The organism is Komagataeibacter diospyri (assembly GCF_043995075.1).
GTDB lineage: Bacteria > Pseudomonadota > Alphaproteobacteria > Acetobacterales > Acetobacteraceae > Komagataeibacter > Komagataeibacter diospyri.
In genome coordinates this window covers 1-13,107 of record NZ_CP171836.1, presented here as the reverse complement: position 1 = coordinate 13,107, position 13,107 = coordinate 1, and the positions used below count along the sequence as shown (strand labels likewise).

Here is a 13,107-nt window from a genome sequence, read left to right as displayed (position 1 = left end):
CAACAACACATGATGCATCACATTATGTTCCAGAATTTCACATCCTGACCGCGTGGTCAGTGGCGGTCAGCCATGCCCTGACCTGTGCCTGCGGGTCCGGCATGCGGATGAAATCGGACACTGCCGATACGCAGTCGGCCCCCGCCGCAATACACAGCGGCGCGCGCGCAAGGGTAATCCCCCCGATGGCGACAAGCGGAATATCGCCAATGCGCTGCTTCCATATCGACAGTTTTTCCGTGCCCTGCGGTCCCCAGGGCATTTTCTTCAGTTTCGTGGGCCAGACCGGCCCCAGCGCCACGTAATCGGGGGCAACCGACAGCGCGCGTTCCAGTTCAGCATCACTATGGGTGCTGACCCCCAGCTTCAGTCCCGCCGCGCGAATGCCCGAAAGGTCCGCCGTATCCAGATCTTCCTGTCCCAGATGAATGAAATCCACCCCTTCCTCAATCGCAAGCTGCCAGTAATCATTCAGCACCAGGCACACATCATGCGCACGGGCCAGGCGGATACCTTCACGGATTTCACGGCGCAGATTGTCTTCCGCCATATCCTTGAGCCGCAACTGGATCAGTCGTGCGCCCGCCTGTCCCAGACTGCCAACCCAGTGCGCCGCGTCCACGACCGGATAGATGCGCGACGGGAGAGCGGTGTTCATAGTACGGCCTGCCCGATCACGGGGGTGGAGGGCACGGCCATGTCACGTTCCTCCATCGGGTCGGCAACATAGGCCATGCGGCCTGCTTCCACCGCCATGGCAAAGGCCCGCGCCATTTCCGCGGGGTTGCCTGCCTTGGCTACCGCCGTATTGATCAGCACCGCGTCATATCCCAGTTCCATCGCCTGTGCTGCGTGGGATGGTACGCCAATCCCGGCATCAACCACCATGGGCACATCGGGAAAATGTGCGCGCAGTGCGCGCAGCCCGAACAGGTTGTTCAGCCCCTTGCCTGACCCGATGGGCGCACCCCATGGCATAAGTACCTCACATCCCGCGCGCAGCAGGCGTTCCGCACCGACCAGATCCTCGGTCATGTAGGGAAAGACCTTGAACCCGTCTTCCGTCAGGATACGGGCAGCTTCGACCAGTGCAAACATATCGGGCTGCAGGGTATCGGATTCACCAATCACCTCCAGCTTGATCCAGTCCGTGCCGAACACTTCACGCGCCATCTGTGCCGTGGTCACCGCTTCACGCACGGTATGACAGCCCGCCGTATTGGGCAGGACGGGCACATCCAGTTCACGGATCAGCGCCCAAAACGCCTGTCCCGCGCGCGTCCCCGCCGCCTCGCGCCGCAGTGACACGGTAACCACTCCGGCCCCGGCGCGACGGACGGCATCAGCAAGTATTTCGGGGGACGGATACTGCGCCGTGCCCAGCATCAGGCGTGACGACAGTTCAGTGCCGTAAAAAAGGGTCATTGCGGTTATCCTCCCTGCATGGGGGCCAGAATTTCCACCCGCGCCCCATCATGCAGGGGATGGGCCGCACGCCTGCTGGCCGCAACAAAGCAGCCATCCACCGCAGTGGCGATACGGGCAGTGGCATCATAACCCAGTTCATCAAGCAACGCAGCCAGGCTTGCTGCCGTAACATCATGATGTTCGTCATTCACCAGAATCTGCATGTCCATTCCCCCTTCTGCCGGGTTCAGCCTTCACCCAACACGATATCAGCCGCCTCGGCCGCGCGAACAGGGGAAAGCAGGAAGCCATGGCGATACATGCCGTTGATATGGATATGCCGTCCCGACTGCCTGACGGCGGGCATGTTGTCGGGATAGGACGGGCGCAGGCCGGTGCCGGTTTCCAGTATCTCGGCCTCCCCGAATGCCGGGTGCAGGGCATAGACCGCCCCCAGCATCTCCACCATCGAACGCAGGGTCATGGGGCCTGCGTTCTCGCTTTCAATCATGGTTGCCCCTACCATATATACATGTCCCGCACGGGGCACGATGTAGATGGGAATACGTGGGTGCAACATGCGCACCGGGCGATGCAGCGTGACATCGGGACAGCGCAGCAGCAGCATTTCACCCCGCACCCCACGCATGTCCGCCATCTGGTCGCGCGCCGCTATACCGGTGCAGTCCACCACCCAGTCATAGCCTGCCGTACTGGTGTCAGGTGGCACATTGAACTGCAGGCTGCCCCCCAGTTCCACCAGCCTTACAGCCAGTGCCTGCAGGGCGTCGCGCGGGTTGACGTGTCCTTCGCCCGCGAAGAACAGCGCACGGGAAAAACGGTCGGCAAGGTCAGGTTCAAGCTGCGCGATCTCACCTTCGCCAATCGTGGAATAATGTGAGGTACGGCGCGCGAAACGCATGATTTCGCGCACGTCACGCGGCGGCGCCAGCACAAGGGTTCCATTGCGGTCCACGCCGGGCACATGCGCGTCCCACCAGTCAAGGGAAGCAAGGGACTGTGCGGTTACGTCCGGGGTGGCGGACTCGGCCTCGCACCATGGGGCCAGCATGCCGCCAGCCTTCCATGACGCCCCCCAGCCGACACGCCCGCCGCATTCATGCACGCTGACCCGCGCGCCGCGTTCAGCCAGGGTCACGGCCGCCGTCAGACCCGACACGCCCGCACCGCGCACAAGGACAGACGGTCCTGCCCCATGGGGGATTGCCGTTTGTACTGCCATGTGCGTCATGCCCCTGTTCCGGTTGTATGTACTAGCGGTGATTGTGCCGGTTATGGCCCTTGTGTCTATTCAACAGTCACGGATTTGGCGAGGTTGCGTGGCTGGTCCACATCCGTGCCCTTCAGCAGGGCGACTTCATAGGCCAGGATCTGCACCGGGATGGTCTGCAGGATCGGGGCCACGAATTCATCTACTGTCGGGATCGCCACCACGCATTCCGCGATTTCACGTAGCCGCGGCGCACCCGCCATGTCCGTGAACACCAGCAGGCGACCACCACGGGCCCTGGCTTCCTGCAGGTTGGACAGCGTTTTTTCAAACAGAGGCCCGGACGGCACGGTCGCCACCACTGGCACCGTACTGTCGATCAGTGAAATCGGGCCGTGCTTCATCTCGCCCGCGGCATAGGCTTCAGCGTGGATATACGTGATTTCCTTAAGCTTCAGCGCCCCTTCCAGCGCCACGGGGAACATTGCCCCACGACCAAGGTATAGCACGTCACGCGCATCCGCCACGATGGTGGCCATGCGGCGGATTTCGTCATGACGTTCGAATATTTCGGTCGCCTTGCTGGGCAGGTCCAGCAGGGCGGTCACCATGCCTTCTTCCTGCTGCGCGGTAATCAGCCCGCGCGCACGCCCCAGGGCGATGGTCAGACACGCAAGGACGGAAAGCTGCGCGGTAAAGGCCTTGGTGCTGGCAACCGATATTTCCGGGCCCGCCACGGTGCCCAGCACGGCATCGCTTTCCCGTGCCATGCTGCTCTGTTCCACATTGAGAACCGAGACAATATGCTGCCCCGCCGCCCGCATGCCACGCAGGGCCGCCAGCGTATCCGCCGTCTCGCCCGACTGGGAAATCAGCAGCCCAAGCCCGCCCGTGGCCAGTGGCGGGTTGCGGTAGCGCATCTCGCTCGCTACATCGATATCGACTGGCAGGCGCGCATATTGCTCGATCCAGTACCGCCCGATCATGCCAGCGTAAAAAGCCGACCCGCAGGCCGTCAGCACCACGCGCGGGATGGTGGCGAGGTCGAATGGCAGGTCCGGCATCACGACGCGCCGGGTGGCCGGGTCGATCAGGCGCTGCAATGTCTGCCCGATCACGACGGGATGTTCGTGCAGTTCCTTTTCCATATAATGCCGGTAGCCATCCTTGCCGACCGATGCCGCAATCAGCGCGGTCAGCCTGACCGGGCGTTCAACCGGATTCCCCGCCATGTCAAAGAACGCAGCGCCCGCGGGTGTCACCACGGTCCAGTCCCCATCATCCAGATAGGCGATGCGGCGTGTCAGCGGCGCAAGGGCCAGGCTGTCGGAACCAAGGAACATCTCGTTATCGCCAAAGCCCACCACCAGCGGCGCACCATGGCGCGCACCGATGACCATGCCATCATGACCCGCGAAAATCATGGCCAGCGCATAGGCTCCTTCAAGCCGCTTGAGACATTCATGCGCCGCCTCCCGTGGGGAAAGGCCGCGCTGTAGGTGGTAATCAACCAGCTGGGCGATCGTCTCGCTGTCCGTATCGGTTGAAAAGACCTGTCCGGCCGCCTCCAGTTCCTGACGCAGTTCCTCAAAATTCTCGATAATGCCGTTATGGACGACCGATACGCGTTCCGTCCCATGGGGGTGGGCATTGTTTTCGGTGGGCGCCCCATGCGTGGCCCAGCGTGTATGGCCAATACCTGTCACACCCGGCAGCGGCATGCGCGCCAGAAGGGTGGCCAGATGGTCCAGCTTGCCTGCCGCGCGACGGCGTTCAACGTGACCTTCTTCCAACGTGGCGATACCAGCGGAATCATAACCGCGATATTCCAGCCTGCGCAGGGCATCCAGAATAACCGGCGTGGCCTGACTGCTGCCGACAACCCCTACAATGCCACACATCAGCCCCGTTCCTTCCTGTTCTTCAGCCGTTCGCGAAACGATCCGGCATATCCCGCCTTGTTGGCCTGCCGTGCCCGACCAATGGCCATGGCGTCATCAGGCACGTCATGGGTAATCACGCTGCCAGCCGCCGTAATCACGCCCGCACCCAGTCTGACCGGGGCAACCAGCACGGAATCCGAGCCAATGAAGCTGCCCGCGCCAATTTCGGTCCGGTGCTTGAACACGCCATCATAATTGCAGGTGATGGTGCCCGCGCCGATATTGGCCCCGCTGCCCACCGTGGCATTGCCCAGATAGGTCAGGTGATTGGCCTTCGCACCCGCGCCCAGCGTCGTAGCCTTGATTTCAACGAAATTGCCAACCCGCGCCTTTGCCCCGACATCACTGCCAGGACGCAGGCGGGCATAGGGGCCGATCTGCGCATCCGGGCCGACAACGGCCCCTTCGATATGCGAAAAGGCATGGATTTCCGCACCACTTTTCACATGCACGCCGGGGCCGAACACCACGTTGGGATGCACCACCGTATCGGGTTCCAGTACGGTGTCGGCACACAGGAAAACCGTATCGGGGGCGACAAGCGTCGTGCCACCATCCATCACCGCCCGGCGCAGGCGGGCCTGCACGCAGGCTTCCGCCTGCGCCAGTTCGGCGCGTGAGTTGATGCCGCGCAGTTCGTCTTCCGCCGCAACGACGGCCCGCACGCTGCGGCCATCCGCCACGGCCCGGGTCACCACGTCGCCCAGATAGTACTCGCCCTGTGCATTGTCGTTATTGATTTCGTCCAGCCAATGGCGGAAATCGACCGCGTCGGCACACAGCACGCCAGCATTGCACAGCCGGATTGCCCGCTCCGCCGGGGTGGCATCCGCCCATTCCACGATCCGCTCGACCCGCCCGTCATGCGCCACCACCCGGCCGTAACGCGCCGGATCGGCCGGTTCCATGGCCAGCAGGGCAAGGTCCGTATCACCATTACGGCGCTGCGCCAGAAGGCCGCGCATCGTATCGGGCGTAATCAGGGGATTATCGCCATACAGGACCGCGACATCACCATCGCCAAACAGGGTTTCCGCCTGTCGTGCTGCATGACCGGTGCCAAGGCGGTCTACCTGCACCACGACCTGATGCGGGGCGGCAAGGGCCGCCACATCGTCCATGTCCGGCCCCACGACTACCACGATGCGGTCAAAGACTTCAGCCGCATTATCCAGCAGGTAGCGCAGCATGGGTTGCCCCGCCAACGGATGCATGACCTTGGGACGCTGCGATTTCATGCGCGTGCCACGCCCCGCGGCCAGTATGACAGCGGTCGACAGGACGCGTGTGGGGGCGGATACTGCGGTATCGGTCTGGGTATTCATGGCAGTGTGCGGGTACTCCGCACCTGCGTACCCTGTCAAACCCTTATGCGTGCGCGATACCATCACTTAGAATTTCCGATTGCTACTTCATTCACACACTCAAAGGCGTTCATGATGAACTCTTTCCCACCCCGCCTGGCCGTTTTTGACATGGACGGCACGCTGATCGACAGCCTTCCCGATCTTGCGGCCTGCGCCAACCGGCTTCTGGCCCATTACGGCCTGCCCCCCATCGCAGTGGAACAGGTCCGTCCCATGATCGGCGATGGCGTGGCAGCCCTGGTCAGCCGCCTGCTGGTGCATGCAGGGGCTGCCGCCACCGGCATTGACGTGACGGATGCCACGACACGCTACATGGCCGATTACACGCCTCATTCAACCGACCTGTCCCGCCCCTTTCCCGGCACGGCAAGCATGCTGGAAGACATGCAGGCCGCCGGATGGCACATGGCCGTATGCACCAACAAACCCGTTGCCGCAGCACGCCACATCCTGCAGGTCCTTGATCTGGAAAAATGGTTCGTGGCCGTGGGCGGGGGCGACAGCTTCAGCGTACGCAAGCCCGACCCGCGCCACCTGCTGGGCACGATTGAAATGGCGCATGGCAGTCCAACGCGGACGATCATGACCGGCGACCATCACAACGACATGGCCACGGCCATCGGGGCGCATGTCCCCGCCATTTTCGCCCGCTGGGGATATGGCCGCCCCGAAATGGAAGCGGGTGCCACGATCGGCGCCGATTCCATTTCCGAGATCCCTCATCTGGCTGCCGAACTGGTGCCGGCGTAACCGGTCAGACGTCGAGGTTGGCAACCTTCAGCGCGTTGCCAACAATGAAGTCACGGCGGGGTTCGACCACATCCCCCATAAGGGTGGAAAAGACCTGCGCCGCGTTTTCCACATCGCCAACCTTGACCTGCAGCAGGGTGCGCATGGCGGGGTCCAGCGTGGTTTCCCACAGCTGTTCGTCATTCATTTCCCCCAGCCCCTTGAAGCGGTTGATGGACAGCCCCTTGCGGCCCTGCGCCAGAATCCGTTCATACAGCGACGCCGGTCCGTTGAAGGGCTGGGGCTGCCCGTCAATCACCAGTTGCACCGGACCTGTAAAATCCGCCACCAGACGGTCATGACGGTCAGCAAGCCAGCGCACTTCCGCGCTGCGCAGCGCCAGGGCCTCAAGGCGGTAAACCTCGCCTACTCCACGCACACTGCGGGCCATTTCCAGGCCGCTGTCACTGACGGCGACCTTCCATCCGCGCTCGGTAGGGGGCGACACCGCATCCAGCCGTGCCTGCAGGTCGACCACCCGTTCCGGCACCGCCTGCGGGTCGGCCTGCAACACGCCCGCAATGGCAGCCTGTTCAAGAATCCAGACCGGCACCCGGGCCGACAGGCGCGACAGCGCACGGGTCACGTCACGGATGAACGTCACGTCGGAACGCATGGCCTCACCCTCAACCTCCCGCCCGTCGGCATAACGCAGCGTGGCATTGGCCAGCGCCTTGTCCAGCAGGTAGGACTCCAGTGCAGCGTCATCTTTCAGGTACCGTTCATCGTTGCCACGCTTGGCACGGTACAGCGGCGGTTGGGCGATATACAGGTACCCGTTTTCAATCAGTTCGGGCATCTGCCGGAAGAAGAAGGTCAGCAGCAGCGTGCGGATATGCGATCCATCCACGTCAGCGTCAGTCATGATGACGATGCGGTGGTAACGCAGCTTTCCGATCGAAAAGCCACCATGTTCCACATCACCCCGGCCAATACCGGTGCCCAGCGCCGTAATCAGCGTTCCAATTTCAGCTGAACCCAGCATGCGGTCGAAACGCGCGCGTTCAACATTCAGGATCTTGCCCTTCAGCGGCAGGATGGCCTGGAACCGCCGGTCACGTCCCTGCTTGGCGGTGCCCCCAGCCGAGTCACCCTCAACGATGAACAGTTCGGATTTTGCCGGATCACGTTCCTGGCAGTCGGCCAGCTTGCCCGGCAGGGAGGAGATGTCCAGAACGCCCTTGCGCCGCGTCAGTTCACGCGCGCGCCGCGCCGCCTCACGCGCGGCGGCGGCATCCATCACCTTCGCCACGATGTGTCGGGCTTCCTTGGGGTGGGTTTCAAACCAGTGGGAGATCATGTCGGCAGCAGCCGCATGCACCACCGGCTGCACCTCGGACGAGACCAGCTTGTCCTTGGTCTGTGACGAGAATTTGGGGTCCGGCACCTTGACCGACAGCACGGCGGTCAGACCTTCGCGCATGTCCTCGCCATTCAGGGCGTGGCTGTCCTTCTTGCTGGCGTTCGCTTCGGCATAGCGACCGACCACGCGGGTCAGCGCCTGACGGAAACCGGCCAGATGCGAACCGCCATCACGCTGGGGAATGTTGTTGGTGAAGCACAGCATGGTTTCATGGAAGCTGTCGTTCCATGTCAGGGCGAATTCGACCTTGATGCCGTTTTCTTCATTCTGCAGGCTACCGGTGATCGGCGGTTCGACAATCGCGTTCTTGCCCTGGTCCAGCCATTCGACAAAGGCGCACAGGCCGCCCTCGTAATGGAATTTCTCCTCTCGCGCCGGGGTATGGCGTTCGTCGCGCAGGACGATTTTCAGCCCGGAATTGAGGAAGGCCAGTTCACGCAGGCGCCGTTCGAGAATCGGGAATTCGAATTCCACCCTGGCGAACGTCTCGGCACTTGGCTTGAAGGTGACCTGCGTGCCGGTCGGATCACTGCTATCGCCCACCACGCGCAGCGGTTCATCCCGTTCGCCCGCGCGGAAGCGGATCACATGTTCCTTGCCATCACGCCAGATACGGACTTCCATCCATTCCGACAGTGCGTTGACCACGGCGGCACCCACGCCATGCAGGCCACCCGATACCTTGTAGGAATTCTGGTTGAACTTGCCACCCGCATGCAGCTTGGTCAGCACGACTTCGGCCGCACTCACCCCTTCTTCATGGTGCATGTCGGTCGGGATGCCGCGTCCGTCATCACGCACGCTGACGCTGCCATCCCCATTGAGGGTGACGATACAGGTGGTCGCAAATCCGGCCTGTGCTTCATCCACGGCGTTATCGATGATCTCGAACGCCATGTGGTGCAGGCCCGACCCGTCATCGGTATCACCGATATACATGCCGGGCCGCTTGCGCACCGCGTCCAGCCCCCGCAGAACCGAGATGGATGCCGCATCATAGTCCGCGGCGGGTGTTACACCGCCCACGGCCTCGGCATCGTGTTTCTGATCGGGACTGGATTGATCGGACATGCCGGCAGATGCTCCACAGCGGATAACAACAAAATAACAGAATGCATTATAGCCTGAACCACCCCGCGTAACCAGCATTCCCCATCGAAATCATGCATGCGGCGCAAGATTACCCATACCCGGCGTCACGAATTCGGCAATCCGCTGCAACGGCGCAAACTGTTCATCGTCCGTTCCGGTCAGAAACACGCCGGTATCCATCCGTCCGATAGCCTGAAACAGGGCGTCGCGCCGCACATCATCCAGATGCACCAGTGGTTCATCCAGCAAAAGCATCGGCATCTGCCCCCGGCACGCGGCAAGGATGCGCGCATGTGACAGGACGATGCCCAGCAGCAGCGCCTTCTGCTGGCCGGTGCTGGACTGGCTGGCCGGGCGTCGGCTCAGCCGGTCGGCCATGCGCAGGTCGGTGCGGTGCGCGCCAAAGCGACTTCCCCCGCGCTGGCGGTCGATCATGCGCATCGCCGCGATCTGTTCCGCCAGCCAGTCCTCCACCGCAAGGGCGGGCATTTCGCGCAACCGGCCGGCAATCGGACAATCCAGCTCCAGCCATGCCGCAGGAAAGCCGTCAGCTACCGCCTGTTCATCCGAATTCAGGCGCACCACCATATCCACCCGGGCCGCAACCGTAGCGACAGCATGACGCGCCATGGTGCGTTCAAGGGCAGCCAGCCAGTCCTTATCCGCCCCATGCTGCGCCAGCAGGCGGCTGCGTTGCATCATTGCGCGGTCGTGAGCTGCCAGTTCACGTGCATGACCGGGTTCAAGCGCCAGCACCAGCCGGTCCAGAAAGCGGCGACGACCACCTGCCCCTTCCTGAAACAGCCGATCCATCTGTGGTGTCAGCCATACGGCAGAAAAATATTCACCTACGGCGTCACGATTGCGCAGGGCCTGCCCATCCACGCGAAACGCCCGCCGTTCGGGCCGGACGGGATCGGCCCCGGTGGCAATCTGGATGGACAGGGCATCATCACCCCACTGCGCCGCGACATCGGCTGCGACACCCCACAGGACCGCACCATGACGGGGCAGTTCGTCCATGCGCGCCCCCCGCAGGCCACGCCCTGGCACCAGCAGCGACACCGCCTCAAGCAGGTTGGTCTTGCCGCTGCCATTCGGACCGGTAATGACCGTGACCGGGCACGCCGGTTTCCATGAAAGATGGTGGTAATTACGGAAATCCGTAAGAACCAGCCGCGTTACGCAGGCCATGCGACCTGATGGCCGCGCGCGGTCACACGCGCATCGGCATCAGGACATACAGCGCGGACGGGCTGTCCACATCGCGTACGATGGTGGGGGCGGAGCTGTCGGAAAAGGCGAATTCCACTTCCCTTTCCACCTGATCGGTAATGTCGTTCAGATAGCGCGCCTGAAAGCCGATCTCGATGGGGGCGGCATCATAGGAGACATGGTTTTCGTCCAGTTCTTCCGTCGCGGTACCCTGGTCCTGGCTGGCGGCTGACAGTGTCAGCAGGTTATGCGCCATGCTCAGCTTGACCGGACGGGAGCGTTCCTGACTGATCGCGGCCACGCGGGACACGGCATCAGAAAAGATCTTCTTGCCCACGCGCAGGATGCGGTCATTCCCGTGTGGAATCACACGCTCATATTCAGGGAACGTGCCGTCAATCAGCTTCGACGTCAGCGTGATGTTGCCAATGGAAAACTGGATGCGGGTATCGGACAGGGCCACATCAACCTGCTCCGGGCCTTCGTCCAGCAGCTTGCGCAGTTCGGCCACCGTCTTGCGCGGCACGATCACGCCGGGCATGCCGGCGCTGCCCGCGGGCAGTTCGGTCTCGACCCGGGCCAGACGGTGCCCGTCCGTCGCCACCGCGCGCAGCACCTGTCCCGCATCGCCTTCGGCCACGTGCAGGAAGATACCGTTGAGGTAATAGCGCGTCTCCTCGGTGGAGATGGCAAACCGCGTGCGGTCGATCAGACCACGCAGCACCTGCGCCGGAATGCTGAATTCATGCGGCAGGCTGCCTGCCATCATGGACGGGAAATCATCCACGTCCAGGACGTTCAGGCTGGTCGCGAACCGGCCCGCCCGCAGGCCCAGCGGCGCATCGCCTCCGGCATGGTCCAGTTCGACATGCGCGCCATCGGGCAGTTTGCGCACGATTTCATACAGGACAGCCGCAGGTGCCGTGACCGCGCCATCACGCTGGGTTTCGGCCGCAACCCCTTCAACCACCGCGATTTCCATGTCGGTCGCCGTCAGTGTCATGGCGCCATCCACGACATTGATCAGCACGTTGGCCAGGATGGGGATGGTATTGCGCTTCTCGGCAACGCTCTGGATATGGGCCAGTGCCTTGAGCAGCGTTACGCGGTCGGCCTTCAACTTCATCGGTACGATATCCTCCACATCCCGTCACGTCAGGCACGTACAGACGGGGGGAGACCAGTCTAGCAGCGCGGGACGACGCTGGTAAAGAGGCCGTTAAATCCTAAATTCATTCAGCTTTCGAGCATGCGACGCAGCAGTTCCACATCCTCGGCAAAGGCCGGGTCCTGTTCCATCAGTTCCGTCACCCGCGTCACGGCATGCATGACCGTCGTATGATCACGATTGCCGAACTTGCGCCCGATTTCGGGCAGGGAGCGGCTGGTCAACTGCTTGGCCAGGTACATCGCCACCTGTCGCGGCCGCGCCACAGCGCGTGCACGCCGCGCCGAGGACATGTCGGTCAGGCGGATATTCCAGTGTTCAGCCACCTTGCGCTGGATTTCCTCGATGGTGACGCGGCGGTCATGGGCCTTGAGAATATCATGCAGCACATCCTGCGTCGCCTCCAGCGTGACCGGACGACCAAACAGGTTGGCATGCGCGATCAGGCGGTTTAGCGCGCCTTCAAGCTCACGCACGTTCGAGGTGATCTTGTGGGCAAGGAATTCCAGCACCTTGGCGGGCACCACCACGCCGGACGCACTGGCCTTGGCTTCAAGGATGGAAATACGCAGTTCGAACGTGGTGGCATGGATATCCGCTACCATGCCACAGCCCAGGCGGGTGCGCAGCCTGTCCTCCAGCCCCGACAGGTCGGAAGGCGACTTGTCGGCCGACACCACGATCTGCCGCCCCGCGTCGACCAGTGCATTAAAGGTGTGGAAGAATTCTTCCTGCGTGTTGTCCTTGCCGATCAGGAACTGCAGGTCGTCGATCATCAGCACATCGACCGAGCGCAGCTGTTCCTTGAATTCCATGGTGGACTGGGACCGGATGGCCGCGATGAAGCGGTACATGAACTTTTCCGCCGACATGTAGGCAACGGACACCCTGCCCTCGCGCAACAGTTCGGCCCCGATCGCGTGCATGAGATGCGTCTTGCCCAAACCCACGCCACCATACAGGAACAGCGGGTTGAAACCGGGGCTGGACGGCCGTTCCGCAACCCGGCGGGCACAGGCATAGGCAAATTCGTTGGGCTTACCCACGACAAAGGTATCGAAGGTGAAGCGCGGGTCCAGGGGGGCGGCAAGGTCGCTGCGCACTTCAGCGTGGCGCGGTTCTTCCGCGACCGGGGCGGGGACTGCCGGACGGGGAACCGCCTCCTCACGCGCCTCTGTCGTGGCGGCGGGGACGGTCACACCATCTGCGGGGGACGTTGCGGATGCGCTGCCGGGGCGTGCGACCTGCAGTTCAACGCGACGGATGGCGGGCACCTCGGCATTCCACAGCGTGCCCAGCCGGTCGCCATACTGTCCACGCACCCAGTCGCGCAGGAATCGGGTGGGCAGGTAGAGGGTAATCTCATCCTCATCCACCGGACCGACCGTGATCTGGCGCAGCCATGTGCGGTATTCGACTTCCCCGACCTCGGCCTTCAGCCGTTCGCAGATGCGCGACCAGTGAATGGCGAGCACACTTTTCTGCGCATTGGCTTCCGCAACCGCGTCATAGCCTTCCAGTCCGCCCGTCAT

The 13,107-nt window shown here is 62.7% G+C and carries 11 protein-coding genes; 1 reads left to right on the top strand and 10 read right to left on the bottom strand.

Annotation, left to right across the window (positions count from 1 at the left end; genetic code table 11):
* Positions 1–37: 37 nt before the first annotated feature.
* The 6 genes from ACE2AA_RS00055 to glmU all read right to left on the bottom strand — a co-directional run bounded on the left by ACE2AA_RS00055 (position 38) and on the right by glmU (position 5,906).
* On the bottom strand, positions 38–658 hold the full coding sequence (locus tag ACE2AA_RS00055; RefSeq protein ID WP_395370530.1) for a thiamine phosphate synthase: 621 nt from the start codon (positions 656–658) through the stop codon (positions 38–40).
* Complete coding sequence (locus ACE2AA_RS00050; RefSeq protein WP_141259350.1) at positions 655–1,425, bottom strand: thiazole synthase; 771 nt, start codon at positions 1,423–1,425, stop codon at positions 655–657. Before ACE2AA_RS00050 ends, ACE2AA_RS00055 begins: the two co-directional genes overlap by 4 nt.
* A 5-nt stretch (positions 1,426–1,430) precedes the next feature.
* The gene (gene thiS, locus ACE2AA_RS00045; protein ID WP_141259396.1) at positions 1,431–1,631 is read right to left on the bottom strand and encodes a sulfur carrier protein ThiS; all 201 of its coding nucleotides are present in this window, start codon (positions 1,629–1,631) and stop codon (positions 1,431–1,433) included.
* A gap of 23 nt (positions 1,632–1,654) precedes the next feature.
* The gene (gene thiO / locus ACE2AA_RS00040; RefSeq protein ID WP_141259395.1) at positions 1,655–2,650 is read right to left on the bottom strand and encodes a glycine oxidase ThiO; all 996 of its coding nucleotides are present in this window, start codon (positions 2,648–2,650) and stop codon (positions 1,655–1,657) included.
* Between the two features lie 65 nt (positions 2,651–2,715).
* Positions 2,716–4,539, bottom strand: a complete 1,824-nt coding sequence (gene glmS, locus ACE2AA_RS00035) for a glutamine--fructose-6-phosphate transaminase (isomerizing) (RefSeq protein WP_141259349.1) — start codon at positions 4,537–4,539, stop codon at positions 2,716–2,718.
* The gene (gene glmU / locus ACE2AA_RS00030; RefSeq protein WP_395370528.1) at positions 4,539–5,906 is read right to left on the bottom strand and encodes a bifunctional UDP-N-acetylglucosamine diphosphorylase/glucosamine-1-phosphate N-acetyltransferase GlmU; all 1,368 of its coding nucleotides are present in this window, start codon (positions 5,904–5,906) and stop codon (positions 4,539–4,541) included. The genes glmS and glmU overlap by 1 nt, the downstream gene beginning before the upstream one ends.
* Before the next feature lie 111 nt (positions 5,907–6,017).
* Between glmU and gph the strand changes: the two genes are divergently transcribed.
* Positions 6,018–6,698: a phosphoglycolate phosphatase gene (gph, locus tag ACE2AA_RS00025; RefSeq protein ID WP_395370526.1), complete on the top strand. Its 681-nt coding sequence runs from the start codon at positions 6,018–6,020 to the stop codon at positions 6,696–6,698.
* A gap of 4 nt (positions 6,699–6,702) precedes the next feature.
* Here gph and gyrB read toward each other — a convergent pair whose 3' ends face one another.
* The 4 genes from gyrB to dnaA form a co-directional block, all read right to left on the bottom strand.
* Positions 6,703–9,171 (bottom strand): DNA topoisomerase (ATP-hydrolyzing) subunit B, encoded by a 2,469-nt coding sequence (gene gyrB, locus ACE2AA_RS00020; protein ID WP_395370525.1) that lies wholly within the window; start codon positions 9,169–9,171, stop codon positions 6,703–6,705.
* Positions 9,172–9,261: 90 nt separating this feature from the next.
* On the bottom strand, positions 9,262–10,386 hold the full coding sequence (gene recF / locus ACE2AA_RS00015; RefSeq protein WP_395370524.1) for a DNA replication/repair protein RecF: 1,125 nt from the start codon (positions 10,384–10,386) through the stop codon (positions 9,262–9,264).
* Positions 10,387–10,408: 22 nt separating this feature from the next.
* A complete protein-coding gene (gene dnaN / locus ACE2AA_RS00010) occupies positions 10,409–11,533 on the bottom strand; it encodes a DNA polymerase III subunit beta (protein ID WP_141259344.1) in 1,125 nt (374 codons plus the stop codon).
* A 110-nt stretch (positions 11,534–11,643) separates the two neighbouring features.
* Positions 11,644–13,107 (bottom strand): chromosomal replication initiator protein DnaA, encoded by a 1,464-nt coding sequence (gene dnaA / locus ACE2AA_RS00005; protein WP_395370521.1) that lies wholly within the window; start codon positions 13,105–13,107, stop codon positions 11,644–11,646.